The sequence below is a fragment of the Halobacillus sp. K22 genome, from assembly GCF_052246795.1.
Taxonomy (GTDB): domain Bacteria; phylum Bacillota; class Bacilli; order Bacillales; family Halobacillaceae; genus Halobacillus.
In genome coordinates, this window is record NZ_JBQQCN010000028.1 from 38,102 (window position 1) to 57,001 (window position 18,900).

At 37.5% G+C, this 18,900-nt stretch carries 17 protein-coding genes and 1 pseudogene; 7 read left to right on the forward strand and 11 right to left on the reverse strand.

Annotated features, from left to right (window positions below):
* Position 1: 1 nt before the first annotated feature.
* Positions 2 to 448: a threonine/serine exporter family protein gene (locus ACTWPM_RS17205; protein WP_443134230.1), complete on the forward strand. Its 447-nt coding sequence runs from the start codon at positions 2 to 4 to the stop codon at positions 446 to 448.
* A 47-nt stretch (positions 449 to 495) separates the two neighbouring features.
* Here the strand turns inward: ACTWPM_RS17205 and ACTWPM_RS17210 are convergent.
* The 9 genes and pseudogenes from ACTWPM_RS17210 to ACTWPM_RS17250 all read right to left on the reverse strand — a co-directional run.
* Positions 496 to 687 (reverse strand): annotated as a pseudogene (locus tag ACTWPM_RS17210) (ATP-binding protein); the annotation flags it as partial.
* Between the two features lie 918 nt (positions 688 to 1,605).
* The gene (locus ACTWPM_RS17215) at positions 1,606 to 3,123 is read right to left on the reverse strand and encodes a glycine betaine uptake BCCT transporter (RefSeq protein WP_443134231.1); all 1,518 of its coding nucleotides are present in this window, start codon (positions 3,121 to 3,123) and stop codon (positions 1,606 to 1,608) included.
* A 550-nt stretch (positions 3,124 to 3,673) separates the two neighbouring features.
* On the reverse strand, positions 3,674 to 4,600 hold the full coding sequence (locus tag ACTWPM_RS17220) for an NAD-dependent epimerase/dehydratase family protein (protein WP_443134232.1): 927 nt from the start codon (positions 4,598 to 4,600) through the stop codon (positions 3,674 to 3,676).
* 48 nt (positions 4,601 to 4,648) lie between these two features.
* A complete protein-coding gene (locus ACTWPM_RS17225; protein ID WP_443134246.1) occupies positions 4,649 to 5,917 on the reverse strand; it encodes a glycosyltransferase family 4 protein in 1,269 nt (422 codons plus the stop codon).
* 29 nt (positions 5,918 to 5,946) lie between these two features.
* Positions 5,947 to 7,008, reverse strand: a complete 1,062-nt coding sequence (locus ACTWPM_RS17230; protein ID WP_443134233.1) for a phosphotransferase — start codon at positions 7,006 to 7,008, stop codon at positions 5,947 to 5,949.
* Between the two features lie 2 nt (positions 7,009 to 7,010).
* The gene (locus tag ACTWPM_RS17235) at positions 7,011 to 8,189 is read right to left on the reverse strand and encodes a carboxylate--amine ligase (protein WP_443134247.1); all 1,179 of its coding nucleotides are present in this window, start codon (positions 8,187 to 8,189) and stop codon (positions 7,011 to 7,013) included.
* Complete coding sequence (locus ACTWPM_RS17240; RefSeq protein ID WP_443134234.1) at positions 8,189 to 9,523, reverse strand: glycosyltransferase family 4 protein; 1,335 nt, start codon at positions 9,521 to 9,523, stop codon at positions 8,189 to 8,191. Before ACTWPM_RS17240 ends, ACTWPM_RS17235 begins: the two co-directional genes overlap by 1 nt.
* The gene (locus ACTWPM_RS17245) at positions 9,520 to 10,176 is read right to left on the reverse strand and encodes a PIG-L deacetylase family protein (protein WP_443134235.1); all 657 of its coding nucleotides are present in this window, start codon (positions 10,174 to 10,176) and stop codon (positions 9,520 to 9,522) included. The genes ACTWPM_RS17240 and ACTWPM_RS17245 overlap by 4 nt, the downstream gene beginning before the upstream one ends.
* A 92-nt stretch (positions 10,177 to 10,268) precedes the next feature.
* The gene (locus ACTWPM_RS17250) at positions 10,269 to 10,571 is read right to left on the reverse strand and encodes a hypothetical protein (protein ID WP_443134236.1); all 303 of its coding nucleotides are present in this window, start codon (positions 10,569 to 10,571) and stop codon (positions 10,269 to 10,271) included.
* Between the two features lie 479 nt (positions 10,572 to 11,050).
* Between ACTWPM_RS17250 and ACTWPM_RS17255 the strand changes: the two genes are divergently transcribed.
* Together ACTWPM_RS17255 and ACTWPM_RS17260 are read left to right on the forward strand one after the other, a co-directional pair.
* On the forward strand, positions 11,051 to 11,965 hold the full coding sequence (locus ACTWPM_RS17255; protein ID WP_443134237.1) for a hypothetical protein: 915 nt from the start codon (positions 11,051 to 11,053) through the stop codon (positions 11,963 to 11,965).
* 263 nt (positions 11,966 to 12,228) lie between these two features.
* The gene (locus ACTWPM_RS17260) at positions 12,229 to 12,417 is read left to right on the forward strand and encodes a hypothetical protein (protein WP_443134238.1); all 189 of its coding nucleotides are present in this window, start codon (positions 12,229 to 12,231) and stop codon (positions 12,415 to 12,417) included.
* 161 nt (positions 12,418 to 12,578) lie between these two features.
* Here ACTWPM_RS17260 and ACTWPM_RS17265 read toward each other — a convergent pair whose 3' ends face one another.
* Positions 12,579 to 13,127 carry a kinase gene (locus ACTWPM_RS17265; protein WP_443134239.1) on the reverse strand — a complete coding sequence of 183 codons (549 nt, stop codon included), beginning with the start codon at positions 13,125 to 13,127 and terminating at the stop codon, positions 12,579 to 12,581.
* Positions 13,128 to 13,393: 266 nt separating this feature from the next.
* Positions 13,394 to 14,641, reverse strand: coding sequence for an SLC13 family permease (locus ACTWPM_RS17270; RefSeq protein WP_443134240.1), 1,248 nt, complete (start codon positions 14,639 to 14,641; stop codon positions 13,394 to 13,396).
* Between the two features lie 161 nt (positions 14,642 to 14,802).
* Between ACTWPM_RS17270 and ACTWPM_RS17275 the strand changes: the two genes are divergently transcribed.
* The 4 genes from ACTWPM_RS17275 (at position 14,803) to ACTWPM_RS17290 (ending at position 18,281) form a co-directional block, all read left to right on the forward strand.
* Positions 14,803 to 15,525: a sulfotransferase family 2 domain-containing protein gene (locus ACTWPM_RS17275; RefSeq protein WP_443134241.1), complete on the forward strand. Its 723-nt coding sequence runs from the start codon at positions 14,803 to 14,805 to the stop codon at positions 15,523 to 15,525.
* Between the two features lie 403 nt (positions 15,526 to 15,928).
* The gene (locus ACTWPM_RS17280) at positions 15,929 to 16,933 is read left to right on the forward strand and encodes an SDR family NAD(P)-dependent oxidoreductase (RefSeq protein ID WP_443134242.1); all 1,005 of its coding nucleotides are present in this window, start codon (positions 15,929 to 15,931) and stop codon (positions 16,931 to 16,933) included.
* A 27-nt stretch (positions 16,934 to 16,960) separates the two neighbouring features.
* Positions 16,961 to 17,500, forward strand: coding sequence for a hypothetical protein (locus ACTWPM_RS17285; protein ID WP_443134243.1), 540 nt, complete (start codon positions 16,961 to 16,963; stop codon positions 17,498 to 17,500).
* A 172-nt stretch (positions 17,501 to 17,672) separates the two neighbouring features.
* The gene (locus tag ACTWPM_RS17290; protein ID WP_443134244.1) at positions 17,673 to 18,281 is read left to right on the forward strand and encodes a class I SAM-dependent methyltransferase; all 609 of its coding nucleotides are present in this window, start codon (positions 17,673 to 17,675) and stop codon (positions 18,279 to 18,281) included.
* Positions 18,282 to 18,900 lie beyond the last annotated feature (619 nt).

Genomic DNA, 18,900 nt, shown 5'->3' on the forward strand with positions numbered 1-18,900 from the left:
TATGTTGATTGAATATGCCATAGCAAGCTTTTTTGCATCAGCTGCCTTTGGAATCATCTATCAGGCGCCAAGAAATACGATCATCAAATGTGGTCTCGTCGGCATGATTGGTTGGGTCATTTACATATCCTTAGTATGGGCAGAAGTCGACAGTGTCCCAGCTACACTCATCGCCTCCTTTGTTATTGCCATTGTCAGCCAGATGCTGGCAAGGATATACAAAACGCCTATGATTATATTTAGCGTACCAGGGATTATCCCACTCGTACCAGGAAGTCTCGCGTATGACGCCATGCGAAGCTTTGTGCAAAATGACTACAGCGTCGCTATCTCCATTGCAGCGAAAGCTTTTATGATATCTGGTGCTATTGCTTTTGGGCTCGTGTTCTCGGAAGTGCTTAACCAGATTATAAAAAAGATGAGAAAAACAAAAGCGCAATTGAGGTAATGGGTGAGCCTCACTTGCGCTTTTGTTTGTCTTTATAATCCACTGGATTAATCCTTGTTTTGGCATTCAGCTATAAAGTCATTTGCCGTGATATAAAGGGCTGGATGGCCTTGTGTAAGGACTTCTACTGTCATGGAAGTGGCTAAATGCGTTTTCCCTACACCAGTTGGGCCTAGGAGGATAATATTCTCACCATGATGTATGTATCGCCCGGTTAGAACTTCTTTAATACGCTTCTCATCTAGACTTGGTTAAAAAGCAAAATCAAAATCGCCCTACAACTCAAACAGTACTCATCTCAAAGCAGTGTTAGATTGATTCCAGGTTTAATAGGGGGAGTTTAATAAAATATTAATACAATAGATTAGATGGAAATACAAGAATAGGAGGAAGCCAGAATGCCCAATGATAAGATTGCCGTAATAGAAGCTGTCCAATCAATAATCAACAATCCAGAGAAGACAGAAAACGACCTCCAACGTTTCTTAGAACAGAATACATGAGTTTATCCCTTTGCCTTTTATGTTAAATTACCGTCTTCATTTTAATTCTGTATTTGCTGCCACTTTATCAACCAAGTTTTGGTGTTATTTACGACGAATACTTTGTAGATCTTATAGTGATAGGTCTTTCATTTAGAATAAAGTCTGTTCCAAAGACATGAAAAAATCATCTAGGTGATGTTAGGGTGACTGGATACAGTTCATAAAGTATTAAAAGTTATTGTATTTTATAAATTAACTTTGCGATGGAAACCATAGTATAATTAGGTTTTGTAGGTCTTATTATTGTCCTATTAAATAGCTGAGTGAATGGGCGGCTTGATGCAAGCTGTCCTCAACCGCTTTGCTAAACAAGGGATTTAAACCCTATAAATGAATATTGATCTGTATAGCCTCCCAAAAGTTCTAGTAACTTTTGGGAGGCTTTCTGATTTATACTGGAGTATTGTAATGTCTGTTGTGAATTCATATATCAGTGGCCTCCTGCCGCACTGTAGGGTCTTCCCTAAGATAAATGATTGAAAGAATGTCAGGAATTAGGCCGGTCATTTCCATTTACAATAAGAAATCCGAACGATGGTGAACCTGATGAAAAACTGACACCGTCGTTCGGATTTTAGAAGGGCACACATGCTTTCGTCCCAGTCTATTTAGTTAAGAACTATAATAGGTTTTCTCCCTATTGTAGGTCCTTTCTATTTCTGCTTTATCTTTTCTCAGAGATTTATATAAGGAATAAACCATTATGATCATAATGAATGAAAATGGAAAAGCTGCGGCTATCAAGGCGTTCTGGAAGGCCTGCAGACCTCCTGTGTAAAGCAGCACGGCTGCGATAGATGAAAGCGCTACGCCCCAAACTAACTTCACTTTTTTCGGAGGAGTCAGCGACCCATTCGTTGTTTGCATTCCTAACACAAAGGTAGCGGAGTCGGCTGATGTAATAAAGAAGGTTCCAATTAACATCATGGCCAGAATTGATAACACTGTGCCAAGTGGGTAATTACTGAACGTGCCGAACAGGATTTGCTCTGTTGCTAAATCTCCAATAGCTGCTCCGCCTTTTTGTGCTTGAATCGCTGAAATTCCAAATACAGTAAACCACAAGAAACTGACTAAGGACGGAACGATCAAAGCGCCTGATAAAAATTCACGGATGGTTCTGCCTTTGGAAACGCGGGCAATGAATATACCTACGAATGGAGACCAGGCGATCCACCATGCCCAGAAATAAATGGTCCAATCCTGAATCCATTGTTGTTCATGGTCGTTATTTGGTGCGATTTTCAAGCTTTGGGATGGAAGACTTTCCAGGTAGGCACCAAGCGTATCGGTAAATGAGTTCATAATATAGACCGTGGGACCAATGATTAACATGAACGCAAATAACAATACAGCCAGGACCATATTGGCGTTACTTAAATATTTGATTCCTTTATTAAGACCAGAGTAAGCCGAAATCATGAACAGAATGGTCACAACGATAATGATGAGCAACTGTATCCAGAATTGCTTTTCTACATCAGCGAGGTATGTAAAGCCGCCATTGATTTGAGCTGCCCCATAACCAAGCGTAGTGGCTATGCCTACGATGGTGGAAAATACGGCTATGACGTCTATGGTTACTCCCCATGGACCTTTCATTTTATCACCGAAAACGGGGTGCAGAGTAGCGCTGATCAATCCAGGCATGTCTTTTCGAAATTTGAAATAAGCAAGGATCAATGCCACTATGGCGTAGATTCCCCAAGGATGTACACCATAAAGAAAAAAAGTGACCTTCATAGCTTCGTTAAGAGCTTCGGCTGAGTTAGGCTCAGCTGAAGGGGGATTGACTGCATATTGGGATAGAGGAGCAGCTGCTCCGTAGAAGACAAGCCCAATTCCCATTCCTGCACTGAACAACATAGCAAACCAGGTGGGATAATTATAATCGGGTTCGTCATCAGGTTTACCCAATTTGATTTTTCCGTAAGGACTTACAATCATATATAAACAAAAAACAACAAACAGGGAAGCAATTAATAAGTAATACCAGCCTAGATTAATCGAAATAAAGGACTTGATCGCTCCTGTAATTCCCTCGAGATTTTTGGGAGCAAAGGATCCCCAGAATACAAAAAATATAGTGATCGCTAAAGTGATCCAGAACACGGAGGTAACCTTTTTCATAATTTGACTCCTTTCAGAATAAAACCAGTAATCTTTACATGGAAAATAATTGGTGCTTTTGGGACTATAAACCATTTCCCTGCCGATAATTGATTAAACTAATTTGAACTTTCCAAAAGGGAGCTTTTTAATTCTGTTTCTCTTTTAATTCATACAGTAAACTTCTTCGACAAGATGTGATTTCAAGGCGTCTCAAGAGTTCATAAACTTTTGAGAAGCTTTTCTTTTATTCTTAAATATAGCCGAGGAATACAATTGTTTACACCAAGATTAATATGGGAGGTGTTTACGGCGAAGAGAAGAATACTTTAATAAATATTGTTAGCTATGATACAAGGGTATAGAGAGGAGGCACGGCCCTGAAACTTCTACTATATTTCATACTAGAAGAAAAGGATCTTTAACTTCTCCATCTTCATTTAATAAAAAGTTTATAAGTAGGATTTTACAAGATCGAACAAGGAAGCATATGAATAAGATAGTAATAGATAAAGAATAAAGGAAAAGGGTTTGGAATTTACCAAACCCTTTTCCTTTATGTTTGCATTAGTTATAAATCATTCTTCATCTTCTTTTTGAAATATTCAATAGTATAGTCTAAACCAGTTTTTAAGTCATATTGAGGTTGCCATTTTAGACAGTCCAGGGCTTTCAAATTTGATAGTTGGCTGTGTAAAATATCTCCTTCCCGTTTTGCTTTGTAATTTGGTTTTTGCGGAGATTGGAGTTGGTTTGAAAGTAGGATATAGAGTAGATTGACGGATGTTTGGGTATGGCTGCCGATATTGATGGTTTGGTTGTTTGCATTTGTAATGGCAAGAAGATTTGCCCGTGCTACATCATCTACGTAAACAAAGTCGCGTGTTTGGTTTCCATCTCCAAAAATGACAGGTGCTTCATTGCGTAGTAATTGTTCAATGAAAATGCTTATCACTCCGCCTTCGCCATCCGATCGTTGTCTGGGTCCATAAACGTTGGCATATCGAAAAATGGTGTATGGAAGATCATAGAGTGTATTAAATAATTTGATATAATTTTCAGATGCTAATTTAGAGGTGCCATAAAAGGAAATCGGATTAGTAGAACTCCCTTCATAGATAGGTTCACTTGTATATCCATAAACGGCACTAGAAGAGGAGAATATGAATTTTTTTACGCCAAATTTCATGCTGTACTGTAGCAATTTTACGGTTCCTAATACATTGACTGCCGTATCTTCTGCAGGGTTTTCAAGTGATTTAGCTACGCTCACTTGAGCAGCGAGGTGCATGACGATGTCAGGTTTTTCTTTTTCGAAAATCCGTTCAACTTTTTCGGATAATAGATTTATTTTATAGATTTTGACTCCACTTGGCACGTTTTCCTTCCTGCCATTAGAGAAGTTGTCTAGAATGATCGGGGTGTGGCCTTGAGCGAGCAGTAGATCTACGAGATGTGAGCCGATAAATCCGGCACCACCTGTAACTAAAATTTTCATGTATGATCCTGGATCAGTTCATTCTCCCTCATGGTGAGGCTCCTTTCTTTAAAGATATGTTTGATAGATCTGTTCAAATTTTCTTGTCATAACCTGACTGGTGAAGTTTTGACGTGCATAAGATTCAGCAGCCTTAGCAAACTTATTACGCTCTTCCTTATTCGTTATGAAACGCTTTATCGCATGAGCAAGTTGTTCCACGTTACCAGGTTCACAAAGTACACCTGTTTCTTCATGGTGGACCATTTCGGGGATTCCGCCACATGTAGTGGAGATGACAGCCTGGCGGGAAAGCATTGCTTCCATGATAGATAGGGGAAAGTTATCATTTACAGTAGCTAACACGTAGATGTCTGACATGGAAAGGACTAAAGGTATATCATGTCGTTTACCAAAAAAGATTACGTTATTCAGTTTAAGTTCTTTCGCTTGTTCCATCAGTTTTTCCTTCATAACACCATCACCAACAATCCATACTTCTACGTTAGTCAGGTGTTCACGAATCTTGGATAACGCTTCTAAGAGAAATCCATGACCTTTACGTGGGGATAGACGAGAGACACACGTTAGGATAATATTTTCATGATTTTTATGAGGCAGTGGGTTAAAATCGATACCCGTATGAACGGTGACAATCCTTTCTTCTCTTGCACCGAAATCTATTAAGTTAGGTCGAAAGGAATCTGAAATCATCACAATTTCAGTACTTGCTTCAATACCTACTTTCTCAATTTCAGTAAAGTAGGCTTCTTCAATGGATCCTTTCTGTATCTTATTGAATTTTAAACGACTTTTCGTAAAGAAACCGTGTGGCGTAAAGATTAAGGGTTTTTGGTACGTTTGGTTTAAATGGCCTAGGATGAAGAGGGCAAATAAGTCTTGAGCGTGTATGATGTCATATTGTTGAAGATTTTTTTCTTTGAGGAACAATTCAAATACATGAAGGTAACTGAGATTTTTAACGATTTTTTCATTGATTAATCCGTAGCGTCCATTCATAAACTTACGGGCTTCAGAGTCAGCCTCTGGAATCCATTCTTTTAGCTGTTCTGAAGACATGTGATTGGGCGCCAGTACATCTACACTATGACCAATCTTTTGCATACCGTTTTTTATAGAAGTGATGTAATGAGATAATCCACCCGTATGAGGGTATTGAAAAAATGTAACATATAAGATTTTCAAGGGCTTTGCATCTTTATCTTGTTTCTTCTGACCAAATGGTTGGAGAGTGAGAGGTTTCTTATCGTCTCTTTCCTTATTATAATACTGATCCATGACGGCAAGAAGTGAGGGATGGATGCTGAAAGAAGGCATTCGACTCAAGTTTTCTCATCCTTTCATATCTATTTATAGATTCCCAGTTCACTTCCCCAGGTTGATATTTTTTCTAAGTGATAGGGAAGCAACTCACCTCCACGGTTATCAAAGATACGTCTCAACTGAGTGTGTAATCCTTTTTCGAGGGTTCGTTGAAGGTACGCCATTTTGTATAAATGAATAGGTTTTGTTTTAAACTTGATTCCATATTTCTTCATTTCATTCGTGTACACGTCGACGGCATGGGTTCGAATTTCTTCTGCATTGCTTTGCCAATCTTTCCGAAAACCTAACAAGATTTCTACCAGAACAACCATATCAAACCATGTCGGAGCATATTTGGCAGATTCCCAATCGATAAATTGAATCGCCCAGGGTTCATTTTTGCTGACATCTTTAGAACAGATATTCTGCATATGAAGATCTCCATGTGTAATAGAGTATCCGCTTGCCAATAGTTCTGGAAAGAAGTCAGGACCGTTACTGTATAAGTTTTTTAGTGGCTTATAATGTGGTTTGATTATCTCCCTTAATTGTTTATCCTGCTTGGCATCGTCTAGAAATGTCATTGTATTGGAGATGAATTTTTCCCGATCTTTTATCACTTTTTCCGAGTTGTAAATGGGAAGCCAATTTTGAAAAGTGCTTCTTTCTTTCTTGAAATTTTCTTCGTGCGTGTGTGCGTGAAGCTTAGCAAGGGTTGGGATGATATAATCAAAATGCTTGGGCGTAAAGGTCAGCTGTCCACGAATTTGCTGGACAAACTCCATGAACACCCAGGTATCATTTCCTTGTTTCTCCATCAGGTAGATTTCAGGAAGAAACTCTTTTAAAAAAGGATAGGCTTTACTGTAGACATTAATTTCGATTTCATTTTTGTATTTGTTAGAATGATAGATTTTAAAAATAATAGGAAGGGTGTCGGTGTTTTTTTGAAGCGATAGCTGATAAATACTGCTTCTTTTAGTTGATTTAAGGTTTTGGATGGATGAAGCCTGAATGGTCACTTTATTCCCCAGGGATGTAGAAAGTTTTTCTTCGATTCCATTTTTATGGAACATAGATTTCAGTTCTTGTGGTGTGTACATACTCAATCACTCCTTCGCTTTCTTTTCCACGCATTCCGCAGGTGGGACCAGGTACTCCTGATAAATGGCATAGGGTCATCATAGGCAAGAAGAGCGAATACTTTTTTTCCTCGGAGTCCATAAAAGAAGTCTTTTAAGCTCATTTCTCCATTTTTTCTCTTTTCAAGAAAGGTAAGGAAATAACGTACTAGATAAATCCATTGAATCCCGGCTGTTTGCTGTAATTTTGGTGATGGGTGTTGACCAGTAAGATACAAATAATATTGATGGGCAAAATCAACTCCGGCATGACCGGTTAAACTATGCGTCAGCCAAAACCTGGGATTTATTTCAATGAGCTTATATTGTCCATCCCGTGGATCTTTTTTATATTCAATCATGCCTACTCCCTTTAGTGTTAACTCTTTCAACAATGGAACCCCGACGTCGACCAGGTCAGGAATTCGTTTGCTCACGATATGCGCTCCCGTTCCGAATTGTGCAGGGAATTGGTGGTTTTTTTGGAGAGTGAAAAGAGCAAGTAATTCCATATCCTCCCCAAAGAATGTAGCCACTTTATAAAAACACTGGTTATCCCCAGGAATGATCTCCTGAATAATTAGCTCACCAAACTCGCGATAAATAGGATAGGTTTTCTTTAACTGGGCGGCGTCTTGAATATGAATGGCCTTCTTATTTACATGCTTTCTGAATTCATGGCCGAATACAGGCTTTAAGATACATGGAAATTCTAATTGAGTAATCGCCTCATCAAGCTGTTTTTCATTTTCCACAAAAAAGGTTTTAGCTGTTGGGACCTTATACTTCAGTGCTAATTCATAGGTTTTCTTCTTATCTAATAAATCCATAATTAAGGAATGATCAGGATATAAAAACAGGTAGTACTGGGATAATTCGTTCCTGTATTTTGATATAAAGACTACATAATCATCTGCACCGGCGTAAAGCACAGGCTTATACTCAAGCTTCATCGCTATTTCTTTTAAAAATAACAGCAGCTCTGATTCTTGACTTAATGGGCTTGGGCATATCCCACATGTGGCAAGTCTTGATTTTCCCCTTGAATAGGGACCCTCTGTATCAAATGCATATACATCAATTCCTTTTCGGGAAAGGGCATGAATGATACCAACTCCATTAGCGCTTAAATCAAGGACAACTGCTGGATGTGGTGCCAACATCATGCTTCCCCCGAAGCAATTAGATTTTGGTAAATCACTTCAACGTTGCTTACCATGGCCTCACGGGTGAGGTGACTTTTGGCGTAGTGATGCGCATTGCCGCCAAGTTTCTTTCGTAATGATTCATTTTCAATCAAATGTTTGAGTTGAGTTGCTAACTGATTAACATTGCCTGGCTCAACAATGATTCCAGTTTCATTATGATGAATAATTTCCGTAATACCGCCACAATCAGTTGTCAGAATAGCCGTACCGCCATGCATGGCTTCAATAACGGAAATGGGTAGGTTGTCATTGATGGTTGGAAGAACAAATATATCTGTTTTACTTAATATGGAAGGGATGTCGTCACGTTTACCTAAGAATCGTACGTTGGATAGTTTCAACGATTTGACTTGAGCTTCAAGCACTTCACGCATTTCCCCGTCTCCAACAATTAGCACCTCAGCCTGATGACTTATTCCCTTCAAGCGAGAAAGGGCATTAAATAAATCCGAATGTCCCTTTCTAGGTCCAAGTCTTGCGATGCATGAAATCACAATTTTTCCACTCGTTTTACCGCGATCGACGGTTTTAAAATCTATCCCTGTATTAATTGTTGTCAGATTCGCAGGTTTCGCTCCAAGCGAACTTAATGGATCACGGAAAGAGTCACTTAAAATGACCATATGGGTCGCATATTCAATTGCTTTTTTCTCAATTTCTTTGTAATACACTTCGTCTACTGACCCTTTTTCAATTCGGTTAAATTTGACTCTGCTAAAGGTGAACATGCCATGTGGAGTGAAAAGAAGAGGTTTACCTAAATCCTCATTGAATCTCCCTAATATATTAGCTGTGAATAAATCCTGCGCATGAAGTATATCGTATTTTTCCAGTTTTACTGACTTCATCATCTGTTCATAAATGTAGAGTAATCGACAACTTTGTATAATTTTGCTGGTATATGATCCGTATCGATGTTTAAAAAAAGTCTTTAATTCCGGAGCAATCACCTCACGCAGCTTATCTACTTCCATTTTTGAGAACTGATTTGGAGCAATCACATCCACTTTGTGTCCTAAAGACCTTAAGCCTTCTCTTAAAGTAGTAATGTAATTGGAGAGACCACCTGTATGAGGATAATCCCAAAAAGTCGCTATCAAAATGGATAATTTCTTACGTTTAGGTTTATCCTTCATCTTTGTATTCTTTAATTTCTTTTTATATTCTTTTTTTCGTTCAGAACCTTTACCCTCATCTTTTCTTTTTGCCTTTATGGGTTTTGACTTTACTCCATAATATTTATCGAGAGCAGAAACAATGTAAGGGTAAGGAAAAATTAGTTCCTTCATTTCCAGACCCTCCTTATAACTTCAAACGCTTCTGCATAAGGTACCCCGACCGTCATTCCTCGAACACTTGCCAGACATTTGACTCCCTCATAGGAACGAGGATGTGGAAAGTCTCGCATTTCCACTTCATAATGTTTGAGGGAAGCAATTTTCTGATCAATCACCGATGAAATGTTCACATAATAGTTTGGTTTAAATTGCTTATCATTTGTCTGAGTACTCCATTCACTAGAGGATACCGTTTCAAATGTGATCAATTCAATCGGTTGTCTGTCTGGAAGAGGACGAACTGCTGTTAACACTGCTTGAAACGTAATTTGGTGATCAATATTCACATCTCCGTAATGATGGGTAAAAACTTTAGTAGGTTGATAGATATCAATTAACTTTTCGATTTCCTTGGTAATTAGGTGAAGAGGTATCATTTCTAATTCCAGGTTAGGATTCTCCAGAAAAATAACTTCTTTTATCCCGATCTCTTTGTTTGCATTTCGGGCAAGCTGCTGGATATGATGGGCCTCTTCCTTTCTTCCGTTTGCTGTAATGATCGATACGACTCTATTTCCTTGGTGCACTAACCTTTTTAGCGTACCAGCGGTCCCAAGTAGTTCATCATCTGGATGTGCTGCTATGACCAATACAGTTTCTTTCATTCCCTTCACCCCATTCTAATCTCTATTACATTACTATATGTATCCTTTTATATTAGCGAAACAGACACTAGCACAGGGCTAGTGTCTGTTTCTTAGTTTTTCTTTTTCGTTTGACCAATACTAATTCCGCCACTCAGCATTTGTAACCGTACATATCCATCACTATCAATCCATATAAAGAAATCTGATCCGGCTGTTAAAAATGTTCCTCTCTGACCGAGTTTTTTACTTCCAGCATATACATTGATTTTGTCACCAATCGTGAAATATTTATTCAAAATCGTGTTAGAAAAGTTGTCTGCCTTGGTAAGAGAATTTGGGGTAGCCACATTTCTTGATAGCGGTGGAAAATCTTTATGTTCATAACCATTTCCAGAACTCGTGTTTTTTCTCATACTTTCACTCCTTCTTATATTTTGGGCAAAAGTTTACTAGCTTTTTTCAGATAAGTTCCTTTTAATTTTAACTGGTTATAATCTTAATCTTTTTTTTATTTGCTTCATTCTCACATTAGAGCCTGATGAGTATTGGTTTCGTTCAAGCCACTGATACATGATATTCAAGAAAAAAGCATTTTGCAGCTGTTCTATGGTAGAAGTAACAGTTTTTTGGTTTCTTGGTAGTTCACAAAGATGGATTGATTGTGAAGAGGGACGGAGGTAAGGCTCTTTAGCGTTATATGTTCATTAATAAAAAGATAACAATTGGGTATTTGCTTTAATCCATGTCTCTACAGCTATTGTTAACCTATTCAAAAGCCCGTTAAGAGTGAGTAGGAATTGGGGTGATATCCTAAAAATAGGCTATACATTCCGCTTTTACATACATATAGTGATTATGAATTGCAGACAGAATGCAAAGGAGTGGAAAACCTATGGTAGAAGAGTTTAATGATTTCACTAGAAAATATTACGCTCATCATGGTGCTGCAGAGCATGGTGAGGGAGCTCCTGATGAGCAAGATGAGTGGTACTTAGGAGACGCGGGTGAGCAAGAAAACTCAGGCAATCAAGATTTTCCTAAAACAGGTGAGAACTATGGGCACGATCATAATAAGCATTGTCCAAAGCAGGGTTTTGAAGGTCTTCCATATATACCAGTTGAAGGCGTGTTGAATTCAATGTTCCAGGTTGGAGATCATCTTGAGGTCTTCTTTGAAAATGAGATGAGTGACAGCGGGGGGACATTTGTGGAAGCTTTTGACAATATTCTCATTTGGATGGATTATGATGCAAATATCAATATCACAGACTTATCTGGTCCGATAAGTGTAAGGAAAATGGGCACCAAGAAAAAGAATAAACTGAGTTACAATGGCAAACACAAAAATAATACCATCCCCAAACGTGATAATCAAAATGATAAAAAGAAAAAAGATAAAGCGGAAAAGCCAGAAAAAGGTTCACGGAAAAAGGCTGTTAATAAGGAGCGGTACGTCGTTAATGAAGAACTGTTGAATTTTGCAAAGCTTGAGAGAGAAGAGCATGGGGCAGAGAGAGGTTCCCAGGAGGATCTAACTCTTCAACAATTACACGAAGATAACCAAACAACTGAAAATGAGAGCTTTTCTGTAGAAATTCTTGAGCCCTCTGATAGTGAAGAAAGTGTCTTCATACACGATTCATTTGACGGAAAAGGAGAGGTATATATTCAGGAACCCTCTGACGATACAGAAGAGGAAGCTGAGTACGCCCCGCAATTGGAAACAGAGGTAGTTCAATCCGAGAAAAAAGAGCTAGACCTGAACCAAGATCTTGAAGAAAAAAATTTCGGAAACGAAAGTGATTAACAACAGATGTTAAAGAATGAACTAGAGATCAACACACCAGAGGAACACCGTGCCTCTATCCTAAAAGACCGTATGAACAAACTTAACTTAAATAATGTTACTGCTTCAAAAGCTTATCTACCATTGTTTAGGAACTAAAAAAGACTGGAAGCTATCCAGTCTTTTTTCAATTTAAATTAATAGGTAATAGCCCTATCAATTCCGGTATTTATTAATATTAATATAGAGACTTGTGTGCGTTAAGAGAGAAAGGAGGAGGCATCATGGGGTTTTCTGAAGAACTGAATAAATCAATAAAGCTGGGTGATAAAATTGAAGTTATTTCTGGAGCAGAAAAAATAAACTGCGGCGGAACTTTTATAAAGGCTGAAGATCACTATTTAGTATGGTCTAATCGTAGTGGTGACGTTTTATTTACTCACTTGGATAGGGTAACAGTGAAAAAAGTCTAACCATCCTTGTTAATTATAAGTTACTTTTAGAGATAGTACTTTTTTATATGAGTACTATTCGTTTTTTGCTTCTGAGGGCTTGTCCTAAAACCTTTATTAAAACATTCTTTCCTTTTTTATAGGAAAGAACGCTCTTGTTTCTACGATATTATAGTGGGGAACTACTTTTGTTTCTTCCAGGCATTATGGAGATCAGGATCTAAGTTCTTTACGTTTTTCAAGAACTCGCCAGTTAAACCAAATTTCTTCATTCCTTTTAATAGCTTTATTGGAACAGGTGAGTTGGAGGTAAATGCTCGCTTATGATCAATCACTTTGAATTCGCCATTTTCATCTAATAACATGTGTCGAACCTCCGTATCCCAGCGTGTAAAACCTAATCGCTTGAATTCTTCTAAAACGAACAAAATTCTTTTAGTCATTTCTTCATCAATATAGCCGTGTCGTTTCATATGGCGTGCAAGGGATATTCCTTGAACAAACTCCATGACAATGTAATTGTTACCAAATTCATAAAGACGAGGCATAATGTTAGAAGTCTGCCCTATTTTCATAGCTTCTAGTTCCCGTTGATATGTTTCTTCCTTAAAAAAGTACTTTACTACTTTGTCATCTGCTAACTTGTAAATTTCCCCATCCTTCCCATCACCAATCATTTCAAATGCTTTCAGGTCTTTCTTTGAGATTTTCCCGTTAAAAAAGTTCTCCAATAATTCTCATTCCTTTATATAGTAGACTGTAACTCTATTTATTGTATGGAAATATTTTCAGTTTTGTAACCGAGCCAAATGCTGAAATTTCTAATAGATGATTTATGGTTTGAATTTTCCTGCCTGACGACCATTGCATTAACACTTTAATGCAGTAGAAAAAGTTCTATAACACAACGGAATTCACACGTGTTTATTAGGTGAAGATAATTTGCGATAGGGGATCAAGGAGAATTCAGGCTGTTGCACTGAATATTTATACCTTTTTATCCCCAGATAATAAGTGTCATTGACACAGATATAACCGGGCATAGAAGACTTAGCCCTATTCCGGCTTTCATATAATCCACAAATTTGTAGTTTCCAGGTTCATAAACCATCATATTTGTCTGATAGCCAATTGGCGTTAAAAAACTGCAAGATGCTGCGATTGCGACATTAATGATGAAAAGCTTTGGATCAACTCCTACACTTTCAGCAAGTGAAATACCGACTGGAAACATCATGACTGCGGCGGCAATGTTATGAGTGAATTCTGTAAGGATATTCGTAATAAGATAGCACAATATTAATGTTAAAAATAATCCACCAAATGAATACCAAGCAATTAATAGTTGGGAAATGAAAACATCCAGACTTATATTCTTGATCACCTTGCCTAAAACCATAGCAGATCCTATGAGTAAAATAACCTTCCAATCTACATAGCTTTTTGCTTCTGCGAGCGTAAATGATTTAGTTACGAAAAGAAGTGAGGTAAATAGAAAGGCAGCAGTGAATATTGAGGTGGTTTGAGTAGAGGTTAAGACAATAAAACCAACAAACATTACTGGAAACAGCCAGCGGATCCGTTTTTTCTTTCTGTAGTCTGGACTAAATTCATCGAGTATCTTGGCTTTTTGCGTAGTTGAATGGAAAGGTAAAAAGTGAATTCCAATAAAGCTGATGTAGAGAATTCCTGTAATGGTTAAGGGAACACCTATCCAGGCAAATTCGAAGATACCAAAACCATCATATCCTTTCTCAATTAGCATATTATGGAGGATAAGGTTTGTAGAAGTCCCTAATAATGTGGTGGTGCCTCCCAAAATCGCTGCATAAGAAATGGGAATTAACACTTTCGAGGGAACAATGTTTATTTTGGTCCTCATCTTTTGAATAGTAGGTATGAACATAGCCACTACAGGGGTGTTGTTAACAAATCCAGACACTATTGAGACTTGAGTCATCAACTTTAACACAGCGTTTGATTGAGATTTTCCGTTATTTAACCATAGACTACACCATCTTACGAACCAATTATTCGAAGCCATACAATTTCCAACTATAAATAAAAATATTATGGTGAGGACTGTTTTATTCAGGTAGGAACTAATAAACTCTGAAAATGAAACCAACCCTGTGAAGAAGAAAAAGACTGCAGTGATGCTTAAAACCAAAGATGGATGAAACCTTCCACTAAGGAGTCCAAACAACATACATGTGAAAGCGAATATGAAAATAAAGGTTTCCATTCATTTTCCTCAAATTCTCAGTTTAATCTATGTTAGATAGCATATGCTTCCTATTCGGAGAGGTTATCAAAACGAACGTATGCGCATTTATTGGGTATTCCTAACAAATTACCTTCTTTTGTTCACTTATAATATAGAAGCCAAGAGAAAGGTTGATTAAAGTGATTCATTTTAATAAGGAAGATTTAGATCAGGAAAAACTCATTTGCTTTATCCACGTGCCCAAGACAGGAGGAAGAACGTTGTGGAACCTTCTGGATAAACAGAAGGTGGATATTATTGTTCGTCATGGCACGTTCTTTAAAAAGCTTAATAAGCCTACTACCTATTTTACGATGTTGCGGGACCCGGTGGATCGTGTTATTTCAACATATTTTTATATGAAGAGCTATGAAAGGGAACCACTACTTGAACAAATGCAGAATGTCACCTTGAAAGAATTTGTTGACTACATGGGGAGAGAAGATCTGGGGGATCGTCCATTCCATAAGAAGGATTTACGCAATATTCGTTTTAGAACAGTTAATATGGCCACGCGTTATTTATCAGGTGGGGATCCGAACGATTACAAAAAAGCCTTGAAAAACATGAATGATGAAATGGCTTTTGTTGGAATAACCGACTATTATAACGAATCTTTATATATGCTTGAAAAGCAATTTGAATGGTTTCATGTGAAAGATATGAAAAAAGTAAATGTAACATCGAAACGTTTAAAAGTGAATGAAATACCAGACGACCTTATTAAGGAAATAAAAAGACTCAATGATTTAGATATTAAACTTTACAACAAGGCAAAAAGGGACTTCATAAGTAAATTGGAAAGTTTTTCTGCTGATGAATTAAAACATCTTAAAAAGTGGAAAGCTGCTAAGGGTTTGTAGAAAGTATGGTCCTGAAAATATGCTTTAGGCTTATTAGTTAATAAACTAAATGGAAGGATTCTCGAAAGCTTGACCTCAGGGGTGCGCGGGGTTCGCTGCCATAGAAGAGTAGAGGGAGTCACTCTTCCAGCTCTAAGTACCCCGCTCACCTAACCTTTTTGAAACTGAGTATCCATTGTGTACCTTATAAGATTTATTTGCGTTAATTAAGGCATGATAAAAAACTATCGGTCATATCGTTAATCGATAGTTTTTTTAGTAATAAAAAACTCTTTAGTTAGATTCATACTTTTAGTAAATCACCCATTCTTTACATACTTCAGACAAGTAGGCGCGAGTCTTTAACCAATATCTTCTTTTTTAATATCATAAAAAGTAACAGTATAGGAAAGAAGGAAATGGTGTGTACTTTAAAGAAAAGAAAATTTTGGTTATTGGAGGCACTGGCACAATAGGTAAATGTATTGTGAAACATTTATTGAAAGATCATCCCAAACATATCCGGGTATTCAGCCGTGATGAATATAAGCAGCAACAACTTCAAGCCGAACTAGATAATAATAAAAAAGTACAATGTATCATTGGAGACGTTCGTGAATATGATAGTTTATTTACTGCTATGCATGGAGTTGATTATGTGCTTCATTTAGCAGCAATGAAGCGTGTCGACTCTTGTGAAACCAACCCATTTGAAGCGATAAAGACAAATGTCCAGGGGACTAATAATGTAATTAATGCTGCCATTGCTCAAGGGGTGAAAAAAGTAATTTTTACTAGCTCCGATAAAGCTGTTTCTCCTACCAATACGTATGGTGCTACAAAGCTCATAGGCGAAAGGTTAATATCAGCTGCTCAAATCAACCATGCTGACACGCCTACCAGATTTGCAAGTGTTCGGTTTGGCAATGTAATGGGCTCAAGAGGATCTGTCATTCCGATTTTTAAAGAAGGGATACTCTCAGACCAGAAAATTACCATTACAGACAAAAGCATGACACGCTTTATGATGACTTTGGAACAGGCAACTGAGTTAACTATAAAAGCTTTAAAAGAAGCCCAGGGCGGAGAAGTATTTGTTCTAAAAATGCCTGTCATTATTTTAGGAGACTTAGTAAATATGGTCTTAGAAGAAACGTGTAAAAATCATAGTATTAATCCTGAACACATTAAAGTTAATGTTATGGGAGCAAGACCGGGAGAAAAAATGTATGAAGAACTAATGACATATGATGAATCAAAGTCAGCGTTAGAACTGCCAGATATGTATATTATTCCTGGAAAAATATTCGAGACAGAAAAGTATAGTAACGCTAAAAAGGCGAGCGTAGGTTCTTATGATTCGATGAACAGAGAAGCAATAAAGACTAGTGAATTAAGAAAATTGTTGAAAAAAACAGGCTTATTGTAAAACCCGAGCATGTTATAGGAGGTAGTAATGGATAATTTTTTAAGAAACTATTGGTCTTTATATCTGAAGTTCATTAATGCTTTTAAGAAGTTGTCTTATAAAGGTTTTTCTACTCCAAATTTATGCCATTTACAAGCCTTCGTTTTATACAATAAAAAAATCATCAACAAATTGTCTGGAAAAAAATATATAAATAAATCTGGAAGACAGGTAGATATCCAGAAGCAGTTTCCAGGTGTTTTCTTTAAGTTAATTGGCTCATATATAAAAGCCCCATCCATAAATTCCCCGCCTCGTAAAGTTGCTGTTCATATTAAGAAATCACTCCGTTATCCTTCTAATATCTTTGTTAAGTATTTGAATTCACCAAAGACCATTAAACTAATTTTTGTAGACGACAAAGAAAAAACTGATAAAAATAAGGATAAAGATAGTCTTTCAAACCAAAATCATCCTCTTAAAAAGTTTAAATCGAAAAAAATAAGATCGATCTCGCTATCAAGTAATATTGTATTGAATAGGAAACATGTACAAAAAAGGACTGGAGAGAGTAATGAAGTTCTATAGGACAATTAATTTACTCTAATAAATATTTTCAACCCCACTGGACTCATACAAGCGAGTCTATAGTATAGATTAAAACCGGTAAGACACTGCTTAATGCAGATTCGTTTGATTAAGTAAGTTTATGATAGAAGTGTGATTTTTAATTTAGTACTAACGTGAAAGGTGCAGATTAATGAAGAAGAAAAAGAGTAAGACGCTGAGAGAAATCCACGAGTATTGGTCTACGGGAACATCAGGTGGAAACTCTCCCCAGAGTTATGTCCCTCATGTTCAGAGGAGTAAAGTTTTAGCGGACTATGTTAATAAGTATATGGAGAAAAATGGTGAGGTGCTTGAAATTGGTTGTAATGTTGGGAGAAACTTAAATTATCTTTATGAACAAGGCTTTCACAATTTGACAGGAATAGAGATTAGTGAAAAAGCAATCGATGAAATGAAGAAAACTTATCCATCGTTAATCGATAACTCCACTATAATTAACTCCCCTGTGGAAAATATAATTAAAACGCTCCCTTCTAATGATTATGATTTAGTTTTTACAATGGCCGTATTAGAACATATTCACCCGGATAGTGAATGGATCTTTAGTGATATTGCCAGAATTACCGGAGGATATTTAATTACCGTTGAAGCGGAAAAAGCTGAAAACTGGCGGTTGTTTCCGAGAAACTATAAAACAATTTTTGAGAAAATCGGGCTTAAGCAAATAAAAGAAAACGATTGCAGAGATATGGGATTAAGTAACTATACAATAAGGATATTTAAAAAACAAACGCAGTGAAAATAATTAAGTATGCTGATGCTAATTGAGCTATGGAATAGGATATTCCATAGTATTTTTTTATTCCTCCAAGGCTCTTTTAAAGTTCTGTTTTGATATCAAAGTTAAGCTCCCGTTACTGGAAGACTCAGTTTCGAGACTTTTGTTAGAATTAGGTTCTGCGGGGGACGATTTCGCTTTCCGTGGGCATGTGCTGAGCCTCCTCAGTCTTCGACTTCCGGGGTCTCACCGATCATGTTTATCCCACAGGAGTCTCCATCGCCCCCCTCCGGACCTAGCCGAAACAGCAACTCGAAACCACTTAACACACCGTTTGCTTAGGGAAAAAAGCATAGGATAAAGCGTTTATTTTCATGCTAGCACGATGTGGAAAAGCTTGTCATAGAAGCATTTAGGTCCTATTTAGAAGGAGAGCAATCTCTTTTGGAAGGGTCCGTTATTCTCCCGTGGCTGGGTTGGTGGGGAATTGGCGAGACTCCCATGGGAGAAGGAACTAGGTGAGATCCCGCAGGGAGTGAAACGAGCGAGGAAGCTCACCGTTCCCCCATAGGAAAGTGTTCAAATGTGCAATCACCCTGAAAGACACGACCAGCATAAGCCGAGCATCAAAAGGCTGGTG